Raw genomic sequence first — 18,778 nt, 5'->3', positions numbered from 1 at the left:
GGGGCGGGATCGGCGGGAGTTGGAGATTTTGGGGAGGATGTTGGATGAGCCTCATGCTCGGTTGCGGGGGCGGAGTGTGGGGGTGTTTCTGGCGGAGAGTTTGCTGCGCATTCGGGGGAAGGATGGGCAGTTGCGGCCGCTGCGGGCGAATGCTGTACAGAGGGAGTTTGAACGGCGGCGCGGTACGGGGAACATCGTTCTAAAGGCGCGGCAGATGGGGCTGACTACGTGGGTTGCGGGGCGGTTTTTGTTGAAGACAATTACGCAGCCGGGGACGCTTACTTTGCAGGTGGCGCATACGCAGGAGTCGGCTGAGGAGATCCTGCGGATTGTGCATCGGTTTGTGGAGCATCTGCCGGTGGGATTGCGGATGGGGGCGCTGCGGACGGCGAGGTCGAATGTGCGGCAGATTGTGTTTCCGGAGATAGATTCGGAGTTTCGAGTGGAGAGTGCTTCGGATCGAAATGCGGGGCGAGGGATGACGGTGCAGAATCTGCATTGTTCGGAGGTTTCGCGATGGGGTATGAATGGGCTGGGAGCGGGCTCGGGAGACGCGGCGGCGGAGACTTTGGCGGGGCTGCGGGCGGGGTTGCCGCCGGGGGCTGAGGTGATGCTGGAGTCCACGCCGAATGGGGTTGGTGGGTGCTTTTATGACGAGTGGCAGCGGGCGCATGAGACGGGGATGGTGCGGCATTTTTTTCCGTGGTGGATGGATGCGGGATACAGGGGGCCTGGGGTGGATGAGGCGACGCTGACGGAGGAAGAGCTTGAGCTGATGACCAGGCCGGATGTGGCGCTGAATCTTGAGCAGATCGGGTTTCGACGGGCGATGCGGGCCGGGTTGCGGGGGATGGCGCGGCAGGAGTTTGTGGAGGATGCGGAGAGCTGCTTTCGGGTGAGCGGGGAGCCGTATTTTGACATGGAGGCGGTGGAGCGGCGGCTGGAGGTTGTACCGGAAGCGGGAATTCACAAGGACAGCGGGAGGTTGGAGATTTGGTTTCCTCCTATGGCGGGCAGGCTGTATGTGGTGGCGGTGGATCCGGCTGGCGGTGGGTCGGAGGGGGATTGGTCGGCGATCCAGGTTCTGGATATGGAAACGGGGATGCAGTGCGCGGAGTATGCGGGGCATGTGGCTGGCCTGGAGCTGATGGAAACGGCGCGCAATATTGCATGGGATTACAACACGGCGTGGCTGGTGGTGGAGCGAAACAATCATGGTTCGGGATTGCTTTGCCTGTTGGAGGACCGTGGGTATAGGGAGATTTATCGGGGTGCGGATGGGCAGGCGGGGTTTTTGACTACTTCGGTGAGCAGGCCGCAGATGCTGGCGCGGATGTCGGCGGCGTTGGTGGAGTCTGCGGAGCTGTTTCATAGCAGGAAGCTGCTGGTGGAGTGCCGGAGTTTTGTGCGGTTGGCGAATGGGAATGTTGGGGCGCGGAGTGGGGCGCATGATGACCGGGTGATGGCTATGGCGATCGGGTTGGCGGCCCGGGGGGAGTTGTTGGGGCGGCGGAGGTGATTTTTGGTTTTGGGGAGGGTGGTTAGAAGGGCCAGGGGTGGTGGCAACGGCAAGGGATAACAGCAGATTCCCTTCGGGAATGACAGACAGAAAAGCAAGGACAAGGGCAGAAGCAGGGGCAACTGCAAGGGCAAGGGCAAGGGCAACTGCAACTGCAACTGCAACTGCGAGCGGCTGGGGTGAGGGTGGGTTTGGTCTTTGTTGCGGAGAATTATGGGTGGGTCGGGTAGAATCCGATTAACGAATCAGATTTGAAAATTTGAAGGAAGCTTTTCCGGATTGCGATTGAGATCGCATGGGGGAAGCTATTGGGTTGTGCGGGCGATTCTTTGGTCCGTTCTTTGGCTGGCTATTGGGCTGGCTATTGGATGGTTGGCTATTGGATTCAGAGGCCGGGAGGCCCCTTGGCGGTACAGGCGGTACAGCAGATTCGGCGGATGCGGGGCGGGGCTCAGGGGCATTTGATGCTGGGCGCGGATGAGCAGTTGTGGGTGGTGAAGTTTCAGAACAATCCGCAGCATATTCGGGTGCTGGCGAATGAGATGCTGGCGACGCGACTGGCTGCGGCGGCGGGGTTGACGGTGCCGCAGACGGAAGTGATCGAGGTTTCGAAATGGCTGATCAAGAACACTCCTGAACTGGAGGTGGATATGGGCCGGGTGCGGGTTCGGTGCCGGGAGGGTTTGCAGTTTGGGGCTCGGTATGTGGGCGGGTTGATGCCGGGGCAGGTGGTGGATTATCTGCCGGAGGAGCAGTTGGGCGAGATTCGCAACCTGGAGGAGTTTGCCGGGATGCTGGCGCTGGATAAGTGGACGGGGAATGCGAACGGGCGGCAGGCGGTGTTTTCGAGAAAGGCCCGGGAGCGGCGGTATAGCGCTTCGTTTATCGACCAGGGATATTGCTTTCATGCGGGGGAGTGGCGGTTTGAGGATTTGCCGCTGCGCGGGGTGTATCCGCGGAACAGGGTTTATGCGGACGTGAGTGGGTGGGAGAGTTTTGAGCCCTGGCTGACGCGGCTGGAGACGATGGATGCCGCAGTGGTGTGGCGCGCGGCGGAGGAGATTCCGCCGGAGTGGTATGAGGGCGATCTTAGTTCAATGGAAGCGCTGGTTGAGGTGCTGATTGGGCGGCAGAGACGGATTCGGGAATTGATTGAGGCGTTTGCGCGGTCGGCGAGGGAGCCGTTTCCGAAATGGGTGGGGATGGGCAAAAGGTTTGTGAATTGAGAGTGGGCAGGGCGGGAATCGGATTACGATTGAGTGTTTATGAGTGAACGGCTGGAGTGCGAGTTCTTTCTGCTGCGGTATGTGCCGGACCCGGTGCGGAATGAGTTTGTGCATGTGGGCGTGATATTGCGCGAGGCCGCGAAGGATGGTTTGGCGGGGCGCGTGGCGGCGGTGAAGTTCACTGCGGATTGGCGGCGGGTGCGGTGCCTCGATCCGGATACGGATACGGAGATGCTGGAGGGGTTGGAGAGCGAGCTTCGGAGGCGGTTTGAGCAGGAGCCGGAGGGAAATCTGTTTCATGTGCTGGAGGATTCGTTTTCCAACTGTGTGCAGATGACGCGCGGGAAGGCTTACCTGGCTGAGAGTATCGAGGCGGGCGTTGAGGAGCTGATGCGGTTGTATGTGGAGCCGCAGAAGCGGGAGCGGGTTTCGAGGCTGAGTGGACGGGCGGCGATTCAGGCGGCGATGCGCGGGGAGTTTGAGCGGGCCGGGGTTTGGGATTTGATGCGTAAGCGGATTGATGCGGCGTTGTATACGCGGGTGGGCGATCCGCTGCGGTTGGATTGCGGGTATCGGATAGATGTTCTCGATGGCTCAAATGGTCCGGCGAGTGGTCAGGTTCGGATGTTTCAGGCGGTGAGTCTGGAGCCTGGTTTGGAGATGGCCAAGGTGCTGGCGTTTTCTGCGGCGAGTTTGATTGCCGGGGTGGAGCGGGTGGAGCGGGTTGGGCTGGAATTGACGGCGGTGGTGGAGCCGGTTTCGCGGTTTGCAGGGGCGGAGCTGGAACGGCTGGGGTTGTACCGGTTTGCTGTCGAGACTATGGAGGAGCATCGGATTCGGGTGGTGACTACTGCGGATCTGGGGCGGGTAGCGGAGACGGCTCGGCGGGAGTTGGGGGTTTAGCTGTTTAGCTTGTCAGTGTCGGCTTGCAGCAGGCTTAGCGAGTTAGCTGGTTAGCGGTATTTGTTGTCCGGGGGATTTCGGTTATCCCGCTTGCAGATGGATAACCAGCCAGTTTAGGAATTGAAACGAACAACGGAAAAGAATGGGGGTCTGGCCTTTGGCTGGGCCTCTTTTTGTTTATGTGGATTTTTGGATTTATGAGGGGGTTGCGTGAGTGTTGTGGAGCGGGTGAGGGCGGTTTGGCGGGCGGGTATGGGCAGGCCGGGGGAGAAAAGTTTGCCGGAAATCGATGCGGCGTCTGCGGATTTGGCGACGCGGCGGACTTTGGCTTTGCCTTCGATTCTTAGCCCGGTGACGGGGGTTCCGGGGCAGGGGTTGCCGAAGCCTACGGCGGGGAATCTGCGGAAGTTTGCGGAGACTCCGGTGGTGAGACGGGCGATCAATGTGATCAAGGACCGAATTGTGGCGATGGATTGGCAAGTTCGGGTGCGGCGGGGTGTGGTGGCTGCCGATGTTGCGGATGCGCGGGTGAAGCTGGCGGCGCTGCGGCGGATGCTGGAGGAGCCGAATGCGAACGATAGTTTTCGGACGCTGATGGAGCAGGTGATTGAGGATGCGCTGACGGGAGGTTATGGCGCGATCGAGATGGAGGCTACGGGCGATGCTGAGCAGCCGGCGCAGATGTGGCCGGTGGATGGGGCGACGATCCGGGTGAATCCGCGATGGGATGGGAGTGCGGATTCGCCGCGGTATTCGCAGGTGGCGCTGGGATCTGTACCTGGGCAGGCGGTGGATCTTCGGGACGATCAGTTGATGTATCTGCGGATGAATCCGCGGAGCTTTACGCCGTTTGGTTTGGGGCCGCTTGAGGTGGCGTTTGAGACGGTGAATCAGTTTTTGTCGGCGCATCGGTTTGCGGGGAAGCTGGCGGCGAATTCGGTGGTGCAGTATGCGCTTTGGTTGAATGAGGCTACTCCGAGCCAGCATGAACGGATGATTCGGTGGTGGCAGGACGAGATTGAGGGAACGGGGCGGGTGCCGCTGATTTCGACGGATCAGAAGCCGGAGGTTTTGCGGTTTGCGCAGGGGACGGATGCAGATTTGCGGCTAGCCTGGCAGGAGTTTTTGATTCGGATGATTGCGAATTCGTTTGGCTTGCCGCCGATGTTGCTGGGGCTGGATGGCGATGTGAACCGGGCTACGGCGGCGGAGCTTTCGGATGAGGCTTTTCGCGGGGCGATTGAGCCGTTGGCGAAGCTGATTGCGGAGCATATTACGCGGGATCTTTTTTCGAAATGCATTGGGTGGCGGGAGTTTGAGTTTGTCTTCAATGACCTGAGTGCGCGGGATGAGGATACGGAGCTGGCTATCCAGGTACAGCTTTTGGCGGCGGGGGTGTTGACGGTGAATGAGGTGCGGGCGATGCGGGGGTTGGGGCCGATGGGGGCTACGGGTGCGGTGCAGATGGCGGCACAAGCTAGCAGCCTCTAGCCGTCGGCTTCCAGCGAATGGCTGGAAGCTGACGGCTGGGAGCTGTTCGGGGAGAGTGGATGCGATTGGATGCTATGGCGGTTAGGTTTCCCCAGGTGAAGGGACATCCGAATCGGGTGGACTTTGAGGGGATATTGACGCTGGTGGATGCGGCCAGCGATCGGGCTCCGGCGGGTGCGCGGGGGCATCGGGTTTTGTTGACGCGGGCGGCGGCGGAGGCGGCGCTGCCTTCGCTTTTGGGGATGGCGGTGGACTATCGGCCGGGATGGGATGGGCATGATGCGAAGCGCAAGATCGGGCTGATTACGGAGGCGGATGTTGTGGGGCGCAGGCTGACGGTGCGCGGGTATTTGTACGGGCGCGATTTTCCTGAGGCTACGGAGGAGATTCGCGCCGCTGCGGTGGATGTGATGGGGATGAGTTATGAGCTGGCGGATGCGCAGGTGGCTGATATGCGGGCCGAGGTTTGGACACTAACTAAAGCGACGTTTACCGGGGCGGCGATTTTGTTGCGGGACAAGGCGGCTTATCGGGAGACTCGTTTTCGGTTGGCTGGTTAGTTTGGGGCTGATCTGAGAAGGCTAGGGATAGCAGCAGATTCCCTTCGGGAATGACAGACAGAAATGCAAGGGCAACTACAACTGCAAGTGCAAGGGCAACAGCAACGGCAAGGGCAGATGGGATTTGTTGGGATGTGGTTGTTGGTGGTTAACGGGGATATTTAACTGGGTGGAGGGTGCTATGGAATTGGACGCTGGAATGCAGGGCAGGGATTTGGTGGAGCGGCTGGAGGCTGCGGCTACTTTGCTGGAGCGGACGTTGGGATGGTTGGAGGAACGTCAGCGGTTTTTGAGTGGGGAGGTGGAGAGGATTTCGGCGACGGTGGAGAGTAGTCGGCGAGAAGAAGAGCTGGTGGTGAAGCTGGCTGAGGCGGAGCGTCAGTTGGCGGAGTTGTTGGCTGCCGGGACGGCGACGGTGGGGGATGGATTTCCCAAGGCTTTGCAGCCGCTGCGACGTACGCTGCCTTCGGCTACTGCGGAGATGTTGGCTAAGTCGGGTATTGGTGAGGGTGCTGTGGATGTTAAGACGCTGGATGCTGCGATGGTTGGGTTGAGTCTGGAGCAGCGGATTGCGGTGAAGAGCCAGTTACGACGGGCTGGGGTGATGGTTTAGGGCTGAGGTTGTTGTTTCCACTTTTTGTTTTGGGGTGAGATCAAAAGCAGATCCTCCGCTGCGCGAAGGATGACAGCCAGAAAAGCAAGAGTGTAGGCGGAAAAGCGGACGAGTGTTGGGATGGATGGCTCTTGGAGTTGGCCCTGGCTTTGGGGCTTGCTTCGGGGGCTTTTCTTTTGGGGGCGGCAGGCTAACTTGGCCCGGATGGGCGGCTCTGAGATATGGGCGGAAGGAAGTTATGAACGTAAGTTTTGCGGATATTCATGCGGCGGCGGATTACATCGGACCTGGTGCGATTGAGGTTCCGTTATACCAGACGGAGATTTTCGATATTGTGCGTCGTTCGAGCCCTTTTGGGCAGCGAATCAAGCAGGTTCCGGCGACGGGTCATCCTTCGCGGTTCTTTGAGGAGACGGCAATTCCGAATCCAGGGTCGGCTGGATTTGTGAATCCGAGGAGCATTGCGCCGGTTGTGGTTAGTCCGACGCGTGTTGAGCGGAGTGTGCCGTTGAAGGCGCTGGTTTCGCAGATCAACTACAACCTGTTCGATGTGGAGTTGGGCAGGCAGCAGCAGCAGTTTGCTTATCTGCAGGCGAAAGACCTTGCAGATACGGTCAGCGGCTTGATGGTGGAGCATGATGTCGCTCTCTGGAATGGCAATGACACGAGCCTGAGCACGCCGACTACGGTGCAGTATTTTGGCGTGGCAGGGCAGATTGCGGCGGGTGGGCAGACGACCACGATCGGTACGACTGCTTCGATTGTGGATGGTTTGAAGTCGGCGGTGGCGCAGATGGTGGCGAATAACGGCTTTCAGGTGCGGCCTACGGCGATTTATGCCAATCCGGTGCTGCTGGATCTGATCGATCGCGAGATGAAGTCGGAGTTCAATGTGGTGTTGAACACGGATAGCATCACGGGCGGCGTGCGGGTGAAGATGCTGTCGACACAGGCGGGCGATCTGCCGCTGATTCCGGACTGGAGTTTGAGTTATACGGGTACTCCTGGATCGGGTACGGCGGTGTTGCCGGCTTACATCGTTACCGAGGACCTGATTGAGTACCACTGGCTGGGTGATCCTACTCCACGGATCTTTGAGCTGGGGCTGCCGAATTCTTTGAGCCAGCAGTATGTGGCGGTGAAGTTTGGGGCGGTGGTGGTTAAGGGCGCGAACTATGCGCACTACCAGGTGCTGGTGGATCGATAGGAACAGCTGCTAGCTGCCAGCTTCTAGCCTCTAGCTCATCTTGCTGGGGGCTGGAGGCTGGCTGTATTTGTGCGACGACTTTGTACGACTAAAGTTGTCGATGGCTGTAACTTACTGCTTCTGGCTGGCCGCTGGAGGCTAAAAGCTGAAGGCTGCTTTTGGGAGATTGAGATGGCTTATCTGTTGCCGGCGGATTATGGGAATTATGGGTTGCCTTCGGGGACTACTCCGGATTGGATTACGGCGGCGACGGCGTTGATCAATTCGTATTGCCGACGGCCGGATTTGAATGTGATTCAGTACGAGGAGCGTTTGCGGGTGGTGAGTGGAGCGCAGACGGTGCGGTTGAGTTATCTGCCGCTGGCTCCGTTGGGAGTTGCAGTGTCGCCGCTGGTGGCGATGCAGGGCAAGTATGGAAGGCCACGGCGTGGGGAGTTGCCGGAGGTGATGATGCTGGAGGTTGCGCTGGCGTTTTCATTGCCGGGCGAGTGGACGGCGATTGATCCGACAACGGTGGATTTTGACAGCGATACGGGTGAGTTGACGTTGCCGTGGAATGTGCTGGGGTTGCCTTACAACGAGGTGATGGTCACGTATACGGCGGGGCTGTCGGAGATTGGCGATGATGTGAAGTTCGCCTGTGCGCAGATTGTGCGCAATGCGCAGGCACAGCCGGCGCTGAACGCGAGCATGACGAAGATGGACACGATGCAGATGAAATATTTTTCGAGTTCGCTGCTGGATGAGACGGTGATGGCGATGCTGCGGCCTTATGTCGCGAACAGGCTTGGGTGACGGCATGAGCGATACGGCTAGCAGGAGTTCGAATGGAGCGGCGCAGATGTTGACGGATGCGCTGCTGCGGACGGTGGCGGGGGCTACGGCTACTTTGCGGGTGACGGGGACGAATGCGAATTCAGACCAGAGTCAACTGGGGCTGGTGGCGACTACGTTTGCCGAGGTGGCGGTTTCGCCGGTGGTGATGCGGAAGCTGCGGCCTACGTGGCAGGAGGGTGGGGAGTCGAAGTGGGAGCTGCTGGTTTCGGCGACGGGTCTTTCGAGTGCGGTGGATGCAGTGGATGTGACTTCGGTGGAGAGTTTGTTTGCCCTGGCGCTGGTGATTACGGTGGCGGGGCAGGATTACATGATTGAATCTGTGGCGGCGAATGAGGCTATGGGGGCTGTGTATTTGTATCGATTGATGTTGCGGGAGAGTGGGGATTGATGGTGGGGCTGGCATTGGGTTAACAGCAGATTCCCTTCGGGAATGACAGACAGAACGGCGAGGGCAACTGCAAAGGCAACTGCAAGGGCTAACAGCAGATTCCCTTCGGGAATGACAGCTAGAAAGGCAACTGCAACAGAAAAGCAACGGCAACGGCGACTGCAAGGGCCAATGGTTTGGGTGGATTTGTTGTTTGGGTTGGGGATTAGGGGTGGGGATGCAGAATGCTAAGGATTCGTTTTATGTGGAGCTGCGGACGCGGCTGGTGGCGATCAATCCGGCGCGGACTGTTTTGCTGCGGTCGGCGGTGAGGCCGGGGATATTAGTGGAAGAGGCTGAAGGGCCTTTTGCGCAGCTTCCGAATGATGTTTTTGTGCTGCGGTGGCTGGGGTTGGGAGTGGAGCAGAATCTGCCGAGCACGATGGTGGCGGAGGAGTGCGAGGTGTTGTATTCGACGCTGGGGACGCAGAGTTATGGCGGGCTGGATCGTGGGCGCGCGCTGAGTGCGATGGATGAGGAACTGGTGGAGATGCTGACTCCGTTTTGGACTCCGAAGCTGGACTATACGGCGACTCCGGCGGTGGCGATGCTGACGAAGATTTTTTGGGATGAGCCGGTGTTTGGGCAGGTCACGGCTACGCGGGAGAGGATGAGCCGGTCGGCCCGGGTGGTGGTTTACAGCTACCTGGAGTGAGTTGTTTGGGCTTCTATCTGGGCTGGAGTTGACGGCGGATTCTCTTTGGGAATTAGAGACGGAGCTGCAACGGCAACGGCAAAAGCTAACAGCAGATTCCCTTCGGGAATGACAGCTAGAAAAGCAAAAGCAAAAGCAAAAGCAGAAGCAACAGCAACGGCAATAGCAACAGCTACAGCAGATTCCCTTCGGGAATGACAGACAGAAAAGCAAAAGCAAAGGCAAAGGCAACTGCAAGGCTAGGGCAACGGGTAGGGCGTGTGCGACAGCGGTAGGGGTTCTGTTTTTGGAGGTAGAGATGAGTGCGGGTTCTTATTTGGCGGGGGCGCCGGTGGTGCGGCGGGTGCGGGGGTATTTTGCTCCGGTGAATCGGGCTGGTTCTTTGCCGGTGATTTTTGATGCTGCGGAAGAGGGTGGATTTGCGTTGGATAGTCCGCCTGCGCCGTGGGTTTCGCTGGGGTGTATTGAAGGCTTTGCGCGTAAGGCGGGGAGTAAGACGGCTGCGGTGATGACGGGGATTCCGGCTGCGGTGCTGGAGCAGACGCGGGAGACGCTGGATGCGCAGGTGAGCTTTCGGTTTTTGAGTTGGACGAAGCTGACGATGGGGCTGGCGACGGGGTCGCAGCATATGAATCTGCTGGCGACTGCTTCGGGTGCAGGGGCTGCGGGAGATGGCGGTATTGCTGTACCTGCGGTGAGTTTGCAGACGGGGGCTACGGCTACTTTTTTGCCGATGGCGGCGGCGGATGCGGCGAAGTTCGCGGCGGGACAGGTTGTGGCAGTAGACGTCGATTATGCGGGGCAGACGGGGTATGTGGGATCGCCGGTTTCGGGGGCGTATTTGAAGGCGGCGCTGACGGACGTGGATTATGTGCGGCGGGTGACGTTCAATGTGGCGCGGGTTGCTTCGGTATCTACGACGGGGTTGATGCTGGCTGAGGCGCTGCCTGGGGGGGTGCCGGCGTTGGGGGCAAAGGTGCAGGCGGTTGCGGGGTTTGTGGATCGCGAGGGTGGGAGTTTTTTTCAGGAGTGGTCGGGGTTGTTTGTGATGGAGGGTGGGCAGGGCGAGCGGATTTTCTTTCACTATCCTCGGCTGCAGGCTGCGGGGAGTGCTGAGGAGTTTGCGGATGCTCTGGATGCGAAGCGTGGCGGGAGTTTGCAGCGGGTGGTGTTGGGTGGTGCGTTTCGGGCGCTTCCGGTGACGGATCCGTTGGATGGGGAGCGGGTGGTTTGTTATCGGAGCTTTTTGCCGGCGGTTGGGGCTTTGGTTTAGGGGTTGTGATTTTGGGGTGCAGATGGAAAGGCAAGGTCTAACAGCAGATTCCCTTTGGGAATGACAGACAGAACTGCAACTGCAAAGCAACTACAAGGGCAACTACAACTGCAACTACAACGGCAAAGCAACGGCTGGGCGAAGGCTGACACATGAGGATTTTGGTGGGTGGTGTGGATTATTCGGGGGGGCTGGATGTGGCTTATCCGCTGAGGGTGGTGCGGAAGCTGAATGAGCCTTCGACTTGCCAGTTGTGGGTTGTACTGCTGCCTGGGTCGGCGCCTGGTGTGCCTTTGAGGAATCAATCGCTGGTGGTTACCGGGGATGATGGGACGGTTTATTTCACGGGGTACCTGGCGGTTAGTCCGTTGGCGGAGTATGCGGGTCTGGGAGTTGCTGGGCCGGTGTATCGGTGGGCGTTGCAGGCGGTGAGTGACGAGATTCTGCTGGATACGCAGTTGCTGCCGCCGAGTGCGGGGACTACGGGTGCGAGTGTGGGATCGGTGGTGGCGAGGTTGGTGGAACGCACTGGTTCGAGCGCACTGCGTACTGCCGGGCTGACGCTGGGAACGGCGGTGGGGCATTTCGTTCCTGCGGCGGGTGCGAAGTGGAGTGAAGCGGCGGGACAGGTGGCGACGCAGGCGCGAGCGGCTTACCGGGCGGTGAGCGGGGCGCTGACGCTGACGCAGGTGGGGTCAACGGTGCATTCGTTGAGCGAGAGTGCCGAGGGTGCGGGAACGCTGGAGCTGGCGGCATTGACGCTTACTCCAGCGGTGGATCGGGCGCTGGCGAATGATGTGACTGTGTGCGGTGCGGATGAGCCGGTGGCGTATGTGACGGAGTATCTGCTGGGGGATGGGGTGACGCTGGATTTTCCGTTGGCGGAGGTGCCGTATTTTGGGAGCACATCGGGGTCGGGAGCCAGTGGAAAGGTGATTTATGAGCTGTTTCAGGAAGCGGCAATTGATTTGCGGCGGTGGAGTTATTCGGGGCATGAGGGGTTTTATTCGATTACCGGCAATGGGCTGACGATTGATGGCGGAACGGGTGTGGATGGCGAGGCGGCGCTGGTCTGGACGGATGGAGTGGAGGCGGGCGGGACGCTGCTGTACGAGGCGGTGGGAGTGAGTCTTTCGCCGGGGAGTACGGGGATTCTGGCGGGTCTTTACGGTGGGGCGATCCTGGCGGCGAATTGCGTGGCGGGATTTGCGGTGACGGCGGCTGTGGGTACTGGAGTGGTGAGCGTTGCCGCGCTGGTGCAGGGGGTTGTAGCGGGTGCTTCGTATGTGTTGAATGCGGCGAACCAGTACACGCTGCGGGTACGGCTGCATTGCCCGGAGGTGGAGCGGGTGACGCAGGCTTACCGGGTGGTGGGGGATGCGGGGCTGGTGGAGTTTGGCGGCGGCGGGGTGGTGGCTCCTCTGCAGTTGTTGCTGGAGGTGCAGGAGTTTGTGAACGGGGTGGCCGGGATGCCGGTGGCGTTGTATGACGGCGCGGCAGGGTTTGCTCCGGGCAGCTACCAGGCTGCGGTGGCGAATAGCGTGAATCTGATTGGGACGATTCGAAGTGTGTTTTTGAATGGCCTGGGATCGGGTTGGGTTTTGAGCACGGTGCCGGGAGGCGGACCACGGACGCGGCGGGTGGGAACGCTTGCGGATGCTGCGGAATGTCATCTTACGAGGACTGGTTCGCTGACGTTTTATACGGGGATGGCTCCGATACTGGGCGAGGTTGTGGTGGTGAACTATCGCACGGTTGGACGAGCTGTGGGGCGGGCGGTGAATGCGGCGAGCCAGGCGGCGCTGGCTGGGGCGGGGATGCCTGCGACTGCGGTATGGACGGGTACGGTGACGGGTCCGGCGGCGCGGAGCAGTCGCGACTGCCGGAATGCGGCGCAGGCGCTGGTGACGGCGGCGAGCAGCGTGAGTGCGGCGTGGAGCGGGAGTTACAAGACGTGGAATATCGGGCTCGACGGCGATGTTTGGCCGGGGGATGCGCTGCTTTTGAGTTCGATATCGATGGGGTTGGATGTGCAGGTGGCTGTGCGGTCGGTGACGGTGGAGTATGCGGCTAGTTCCCCGGACGTGGTTGCGTATGCGATTGCGTTTTCAAATGACTGGGCGAATGATCTTTCGATCAAAACGAGCAAATCGGTTCCTGTGGATGCGTGGTTGCCGGCGGCGATTGCACCGACGTACCTGGCGAATTTGAGTGGGCTGGCAGTGACGCGGATTAGTCCGGCGGCAGTGACGGTGGCTACGAATGCGACTGCTCCGGCGGGAGGCGGTTTTGAGGTGCGGCGGAGGGATTTTGCATTTCAGCCTGGGGTGGATGCGGACCTGGTGATGCGGTCGGCGGTGGGGAATTTCGATATTCCGCGAGCGACGGAGGCGGACCGGTTCTATGTGCGGATGTATGACGGAAGTACGCCGCCGAATTACTCGGAGTTTTCGGTGGGATTGTTTGTGAATCTGCCTTTGTCGACAACGTTGGGTAGCTAGTGGAGATCGCGATGCGGATGATGAATGAGTTTGAGGCGCAGGTGTTGAGCGATCTGTGTGTGCTGAAGTCGCAGATGGGCGGGTTGGTGGGAGATGGGAATACGGGGCGGATTTCGGAGCTGGAGCGGCGGGTTGAGTTGCATGAGTTGAATTTGCAGAGGGCTAAGGGGTTTATGGCGGCGGTGAGTGTTTTGTTTGCGGTGGTGGAGGTGGTGGTGGAGGCTTTTCGGCGGCATTGAAGGGGGGATTTATGGTGGGGCTGAAGTGAAGGTGGGAAGAAGCAGATTCCCTTCGGGAATGACAGACAGAACGGCAAAGGCAACGGCTAGTGCTAACTGCAACTGCAAGGGCAACTGCAACGGCTGACAGCAACTGCAAGGGCTAACAGCAGATTCCCTTTGGGAATGACAGACAGAAAAGCAAGGGCAACGGCAAATGCCAGGGCAACGGCAAAAGCAACGGCAAGGGCAAACGCCAAGGCAACAGTGGGTGTTCGTTTGGTTTGCTTAGGTGGGACTTATAATTTCGGGATGAGTGAGAGTACGGCTATTGGCCCGCTGGTGGGCGTGGTGATGGGTTCGAAGAGCGATTATGAGGTGATGGTTGCTGCGGTAGAGATGCTGCGGGAGTTTGGGGTGCCTCATGAGGTGCAGGTGGTGAGTGCGCATCGGACTCCGGATCTGCTGTTTGCGTATGCGGCTTCGGCTGCTGGGCGCGGGTTGCGGGCGATTGTGGCGGGTGCGGGTGGTGCGGCGCATTTGCCGGGGATGCTGGCGGCCAAGACGCTGGTTCCTGTGCTGGGAGTGCCGGTACCGGCGACGGCGCTGCAGGGGATGGATTCGCTGCTGTCGATTGTGCAGATGCCAAAAGGGATTCCGGTTGCCACGTTTGCGATCGGGCGGCCTGGGGCGGCGAATGCAGGGTTGTTTGCGGTGCAGATGCTGGCTGCAACAGATGCTGGACTGGCCGAGAAGCTGACGGCGTGGCGGGCGGCGCGTACTGCTGAAGTGTTGAGCCAGGAGTTGCCGCTGTGAGTTCAGGACTAGTGGTGCAGCCGGGTGGGTTGCTGGCGATTCTGGGTGGCGGGCAGTTAGGGCGCATGACGGCAATGGCGGCTCGGACGATGGGATACCGCGTGCGGGTGATGGATCCCGATGTGAATTGCCCGGCCAGTTTTGTGGTGGATGAAGTCGTCGTCGGCAAGTGGGACGATGTGGCTGCTGCGCAGAGGCTGGCGACAGGCGCGGATGCGGTGACGCTGGAGATTGAGCAGATTGGCGTGGCGGCGTTGAGTGAGGTGGCGGGGCTTGCTCCGCTAAGGCCGGGCGTGGAGCCGATTCGGATTATTCAGGACAAGATTTTGCAGAAGAACTGGCTGGCGGAGCATGGCTTTCCGGTTGGTGCTTTTCGCGTGGTTACGAGTGAAGTTGAGTTGCAGGCTGCACTGCCGGAGTTGAGTGGCAAGGTGTTTCTCAAGACGGCGCGTGGTGGCTATGACGGGCGCGGGCAGTGGCGGCTTGGTTTTGATGGTGAGGCTGCTGAGGCGGATGTTTCCGCGGCGTGGACGGGGCTTGGTTCGCGGCCTGCTGTGGCGGAGATGGCGCTGGATCTGGATTTTGAGATCAGTGTGATGGCGGCGCGGTCGCCGAGTGGCGAGGTGAGGATTTATCCCGCGGCGCGAAATCATCATGAGTCGCAGATATTGGCGTGGAGTGTGTTGCCTGCGGGAATTTCGGCAGAGTTAGAGGAGCGGGCGCGGGGAATTGCGCGGGGAATTATTTCCAAGTTAGAGCTGGAAGGGTTACTTTGCGTCGAGATGTTTATAACTCATTCCGGGGAGTTACTTGTGAACGAACTTGCTCCTCGGCCGCATAACAGCTATCACCAGAGTGAGCGGGCTTGTGCTACCAGTCAGTTTGAGCAGCTTGTTCGGACGAGCTGCAATTTGCCGCTTGGGGATACGGAGGTTTTAGTGCCTGCGGCAATTGTGAATTTGCTGGGGGATGTGTGGCTCGATCACGAGCCTGATTTTGCAGCGGCGCTGGCGGTGCCTGGGGTTCGAGTGCATCTTTATGAAAAGCGTGAGGCCCGGGAGGGGCGGAAGATGGGGCATCTTTCGGCGACCGGGGCTACCGGGGGACAGGCGCTTAGCCGGGTGCTTGAGGCTAAGGGGCGGTTGTAGAAAAAACGCCGAAGGGCCGGAAGGCCCTTCGGGAAAGACAAAACCAGGCTTTGTAATGCCCGGGCTGAAGCCCGGGCCTATCCAGGGCGCGGTTCCATCTTGCTATCCAAGGCGTGATCTCATCTTGCGTTCGGGCCAGGCATGTATGAAGGGCAAGAGTCGTTAGTTTTAAGTCGTCAGGCGGTCTTTGCTGATTGGGGATAGTTGCCATAAGGACAGGCGGGCTACATCTGCTGTGTTGCCGGTGAAGCTCAGGGCTATTTCCGGGGCTGTGGGGCCGGGGTAATAAAAGCGCTTGGTGCAGGTGGTTTGGTTGTTTACGAAGAGTTCGATTACGGAACCGTCTATGTAGAAGCGTAGTTCAAGCGGCTCTCCGGCTGCTAGATTGATCGGCATCCTCTGCTGGTCTACTACCAATTCCTTTGCGTTTGCGTGGCTGTAGCGGATGGAAAGAAGACTGGGCTGGTCGGCGATTGCTCCTGCTGAGGTTTCGGGGGCGGTGCTGGGATCTTCCTGGGCCTCTGCGGGATCGGCGTGGGTTTTTGCCGGGGCGACGGGGATGCCGGGGATGAGCAGGTCGAGAGAAAATGGCTCCTTGCCGGGGTGGATGTTCAGGAGGATTTCGCCACAGGCGTTTTTGAGGCGCTGGCTGGAAAGCTGTTGCCCGGTGGCTGCACCTTGAGAGTTGGCGGAGCTGGGGAAGTGCAGTTTTTGTTCGTGCTGGCGGAGCTTTTCGGCGATTGGGGCTACGGTGACTTTGAGGCGGCTGTCGGGGCCGAGAGTTAAAACGCGCGGCAGGGACATGAGGCCCGCCCATCCGGAGGCGCTGTATTCGGCCTCGGGGCGGGCTTCCTGAATCCAGCCCCAGAGGATGCGGTTGCCGGATTTGTCGAGCTGCGTTTTGGGGGCGTAGAAGGAGCCGTAGTCCAACATGCCGCTTTGCTGGGGGTGGAAGAGCATTTCCTTCTTGTCGAGCTCGCCGGTTTCCCAGAAGACTTTGCCCTGGGTGGAGTAGATGAGGACGTGCTTGTCGCCGAGCGGGAAGAAGTCGGGGCACTCCCACATATCGCCGCTGTCGACCGGGTTGGAGAGGGTGTTTTTGGTGCCGGTTCTGGCGTCGTGGCTGGTCAGGATGTGTTGATATTCCCAGGTCTGGAGGTCGGCGGATTTGTAGAGCAGGACTGCTCCGCCTTTGCCTTTTATGCCTGAGCCTACGGCCATGTACCAGGTTCCGTCCTGCAGCCAGGGAGACGGGTCACGGAAGCCGGTAACTTCCATTCCTGGGGGCGGTGTGGCGATTACGGGTGTGGCGCGTTTGGTCCAGGTGCGGAGCTCGGGGTCGCTGGAGGTGGCGTAGAGCTGGGTTTCGCGCAGGCTGTTTTTGCCGTCGTGGAGGGTTGCGTCGGTTTCGGATTTTTGAACGCCGGTGTAGATGAAGGTCGGGACGCCGTTGTTGACGACGGCGGTTCCGGAGAAGCAGCCGTCGGCGTCGGGGCCGCCTGGGGTGGGCGCGAGGGCGATGGGAAGGTGTTTCCAGTGGAGCATGTCGGGCGAGATAGCGTGGGCCCAGTGCATGTCTCCCCAGATGGCGGCGTTGGGGTTGTATTGGAAGAACATGTGGTAATGGCCCTTCCAGAAGATGGGGCCGTTGGGGTCGTTCATCCAGTTACGGGCTGGGAGCAGGTGGTACTGGGGGCGGCGCGGGTCTTTTGCCAGAGAAGCGGGTGCCAGAGAGGCGGGTGCTAAAAAAGCGGGCGAAGGCTTTGCGGCCTCTTCGAAGGCCTGGGCGAGGTGTGCGGGCAGGACAGAGTTCAGGGCGGCAAGTGTTGCGGCGGTAGTGGCTGTGGTGGATAAAAATTTGCGCCGGTTGATTTTCATGGTCTGTCCTTTATGGCCTGCCCTTCGTGGCTTGGCTGTTTCTTTCTGGAATCTTTCTGGAAGATGATACTTGGGGGCCGGGGGGTTAGGGTGTGCTGGATGGGACTGGTGCTGTGGCGGGATTTGTTGCTTCCCGCCGGGTGAAGCAGATTCCCTGCGGGAATGACAGACAGAACGGCAAGGGCAACGGCGAGTGCAAGAACGGCAAGGGCAAGGACAACGGCAAGTGCAAGAAAAACGAGTACGAGGACGGCAAGTGTGGATTGGTTAGCTGGTGAGCATGACGGCTAACAGGGCTGTTCTTGGGGCCAGGTGCTCGATCAGGATGGATTCGTGGGTGGCGTGAGCGCCTTCGCCTACGGCGCCCATGCCGTCCAGGGTGGGAATACCCAAGGCTGAGGTGAAGTTGCCGTCGCTGGCGCCGCCGGTGCTGGCTTCGGTGAGGTTCCAGTCGAGTTGTGCGGCGAGGGCCTGGGCTTTGCGCATGAGTTTTACGGTTCCGCGGGTGCGCTCCATTGGGGGGCGGTTGATGCCGCCTTCGAGGGAGAGTGTGCAGCCGCTTTTGGGGGTGGGTTTGAGGGCGGCGAAGCGCTTTTCGAAGCGTGGACCGTCGGCGCGGCGTACGGTGCGGAGGTCGATTTCGGCCCAGGCTTCGGCGGGAACCACGTTGGATTTGGTGCCGCCGCCGATTTCGCCGACGTTGAGGGTGATTCCCTTGTCGAGATCTGTCCAGGCGCTGATTTTTTCGATCTGGCGGCCGAGTTCGAGGATGGCGGAGCGGCCGCGGGTGAAGTCGACTCCGGCGTGGGAGGCGAGTCCGTGGACGGTCAGGCGCCAGTTGCCGGTGCCTTTGCGGGCCGTTTTGTAGGCGAGTCCCTGGGCGGGTTCGAGGACGTAGACGGCGCTGCACTCCTGCGCTAATTTTTCTGTGATGGGGCGGGAAACGGGGCTGCCGATTTCTTCTTCGCTGTTCAGAAGGAGGATGATCTCCGGGGCGTCTTTGGCGGTAAGCAGGCTGGCTTCGCTGAGCATTTCGATAGCGGTGAAGGCCATCGCCACTCCGACCTTCATATCGAGCGTGCCGGGGCCCCAGAGGCGGGTGTTGCCTGCGGGATCATCGGCGACGCGGCAGGGCATGGTTTTGAGGGTGCCGAGAGGCCAGACGGTGTCCAGGTGGCCCAGCAAGAGAATGCGGTTCGCGGGCTTGCGGGGGCCGAAACGGAGTTCGAGGATGTCGCCGTGAGCGCGCTGGCGATGGCGTTTGACTCGGCCTCCGAGGCTGGTCGCGTGGGCTGCAGCGAGATCCGCGCAGGCATCGACGGCGGCTTTGTCGTCCGAGGGAGACTCGGCGAGGACGAGGCTCCTGGTGAGGTCGATGAGCTGGGATTGCTTGCGGCGTGCTCCGGCGAGAAGGGCTCGCATGGGGAGCGCTGCGGTGTTGGGAAGAATTTTTGCGTTAACCTGCGGCATTCAGTTAATTTCGCACATTCGAAAGCAGATCATTTA

General features: G+C 60.1%; 18 protein-coding genes. 16 read left to right on the top strand and 2 right to left on the bottom strand.

The features are described 5' to 3' along the window. Window positions 1-37: 37 nt before the first annotated feature. From OHL19_RS01535 to purK, 15 genes are all read left to right on the top strand, one after another. A complete protein-coding gene (locus OHL19_RS01535) occupies window positions 38-1,519 on the top strand; it encodes a terminase (RefSeq protein WP_263355816.1) in 1,482 nt (493 codons plus the stop codon). Window positions 1,520-1,848: 329 nt separating this feature from the next. Further along, window positions 1,849-2,745: a HipA family kinase gene (locus OHL19_RS01530; protein ID WP_317890535.1), complete on the top strand. Its 897-nt coding sequence runs from the start codon at window positions 1,849-1,851 to the stop codon at window positions 2,743-2,745. A 39-nt stretch (window positions 2,746-2,784) separates the two neighbouring features. Then, window positions 2,785-3,648, top strand: coding sequence for a DUF3037 domain-containing protein (locus tag OHL19_RS01525; protein WP_263355815.1), 864 nt, complete (start codon window positions 2,785-2,787; stop codon window positions 3,646-3,648). A gap of 210 nt (window positions 3,649-3,858) precedes the next feature. Next, window positions 3,859-5,139 carry a phage portal protein gene (locus tag OHL19_RS01520; RefSeq protein WP_263355814.1) on the top strand — a complete coding sequence of 427 codons (1,281 nt, stop codon included), beginning with the start codon at window positions 3,859-3,861 and terminating at the stop codon, window positions 5,137-5,139. Between the two features lie 59 nt (window positions 5,140-5,198). Further along, on the top strand, window positions 5,199-5,699 hold the full coding sequence (locus OHL19_RS01515) for a hypothetical protein (RefSeq protein ID WP_263355813.1): 501 nt from the start codon (window positions 5,199-5,201) through the stop codon (window positions 5,697-5,699). Between the two features lie 181 nt (window positions 5,700-5,880). Beyond that, complete coding sequence (locus OHL19_RS01510; protein ID WP_263355812.1) at window positions 5,881-6,312, top strand: hypothetical protein; 432 nt, start codon at window positions 5,881-5,883, stop codon at window positions 6,310-6,312. 238 nt (window positions 6,313-6,550) lie between these two features. Then, window positions 6,551-7,519 (top strand): hypothetical protein, encoded by a 969-nt coding sequence (locus tag OHL19_RS01505; protein WP_263355811.1) that lies wholly within the window; start codon window positions 6,551-6,553, stop codon window positions 7,517-7,519. A gap of 171 nt (window positions 7,520-7,690) precedes the next feature. Beyond that, window positions 7,691-8,314: a hypothetical protein gene (locus OHL19_RS01500; protein WP_263355810.1), complete on the top strand. Its 624-nt coding sequence runs from the start codon at window positions 7,691-7,693 to the stop codon at window positions 8,312-8,314. Next, the gene (locus OHL19_RS01495; RefSeq protein WP_263355809.1) at window positions 8,292-8,744 is read left to right on the top strand and encodes a hypothetical protein; all 453 of its coding nucleotides are present in this window, start codon (window positions 8,292-8,294) and stop codon (window positions 8,742-8,744) included. Before OHL19_RS01500 ends, OHL19_RS01495 begins: the two co-directional genes overlap by 23 nt. A gap of 217 nt (window positions 8,745-8,961) precedes the next feature. Further along, a complete protein-coding gene (locus OHL19_RS01490) occupies window positions 8,962-9,438 on the top strand; it encodes a hypothetical protein (protein ID WP_263355808.1) in 477 nt (158 codons plus the stop codon). Window positions 9,439-9,736: 298 nt separating this feature from the next. After that, the gene (locus tag OHL19_RS01485; RefSeq protein WP_263355807.1) at window positions 9,737-10,711 is read left to right on the top strand and encodes a hypothetical protein; all 975 of its coding nucleotides are present in this window, start codon (window positions 9,737-9,739) and stop codon (window positions 10,709-10,711) included. Window positions 10,712-10,863: 152 nt separating this feature from the next. Beyond that, window positions 10,864-13,212, top strand: coding sequence for a hypothetical protein (locus OHL19_RS01480; protein ID WP_263355806.1), 2,349 nt, complete (start codon window positions 10,864-10,866; stop codon window positions 13,210-13,212). An 11-nt stretch (window positions 13,213-13,223) separates the two neighbouring features. Continuing rightward, window positions 13,224-13,451, top strand: coding sequence for a hypothetical protein (locus OHL19_RS01475; RefSeq protein WP_263355805.1), 228 nt, complete (start codon window positions 13,224-13,226; stop codon window positions 13,449-13,451). A gap of 291 nt (window positions 13,452-13,742) precedes the next feature. After that, complete coding sequence (gene purE, locus OHL19_RS01470) at window positions 13,743-14,246, top strand: 5-(carboxyamino)imidazole ribonucleotide mutase (RefSeq protein ID WP_263355804.1); 504 nt, start codon at window positions 13,743-13,745, stop codon at window positions 14,244-14,246. Further along, window positions 14,243-15,394 carry a 5-(carboxyamino)imidazole ribonucleotide synthase gene (purK, locus tag OHL19_RS01465; RefSeq protein WP_263355803.1) on the top strand — a complete coding sequence of 384 codons (1,152 nt, stop codon included), beginning with the start codon at window positions 14,243-14,245 and terminating at the stop codon, window positions 15,392-15,394. Before purE ends, purK begins: the two co-directional genes overlap by 4 nt. 168 nt (window positions 15,395-15,562) lie before the next feature. Here purK and OHL19_RS01460 read toward each other — a convergent pair whose 3' ends face one another. After that, window positions 15,563-17,272 carry a glycoside hydrolase family 32 protein gene (locus OHL19_RS01460; RefSeq protein ID WP_263355802.1) on the bottom strand — a complete coding sequence of 570 codons (1,710 nt, stop codon included), beginning with the start codon at window positions 17,270-17,272 and terminating at the stop codon, window positions 15,563-15,565. 113 nt (window positions 17,273-17,385) lie between these two features. On the opposite strand from OHL19_RS01460, the gene OHL19_RS01455 reads away from it, so the two are divergent. Then, a complete protein-coding gene (locus tag OHL19_RS01455; protein ID WP_263355801.1) occupies window positions 17,386-17,550 on the top strand; it encodes a hypothetical protein in 165 nt (54 codons plus the stop codon). Here the strand turns inward: OHL19_RS01455 and OHL19_RS01450 are convergent. Beyond that, the gene (locus OHL19_RS01450) at window positions 17,540-18,742 is read right to left on the bottom strand and encodes a M20 family metallopeptidase (protein ID WP_263355800.1); all 1,203 of its coding nucleotides are present in this window, start codon (window positions 18,740-18,742) and stop codon (window positions 17,540-17,542) included. The two genes, OHL19_RS01455 and OHL19_RS01450, sit on opposite strands and share 11 nt — an antisense overlap. Window positions 18,743-18,778: the final 36 nt, after the last annotated feature.

Origin of the sequence: Acidicapsa ligni (genome assembly GCF_025685655.1) — a bacterium.
Lineage (GTDB): Bacteria > Acidobacteriota > Terriglobia > Terriglobales > Acidobacteriaceae > Acidicapsa > Acidicapsa ligni.
This window is presented reverse-complemented; position numbering and strand designations above follow the sequence as displayed.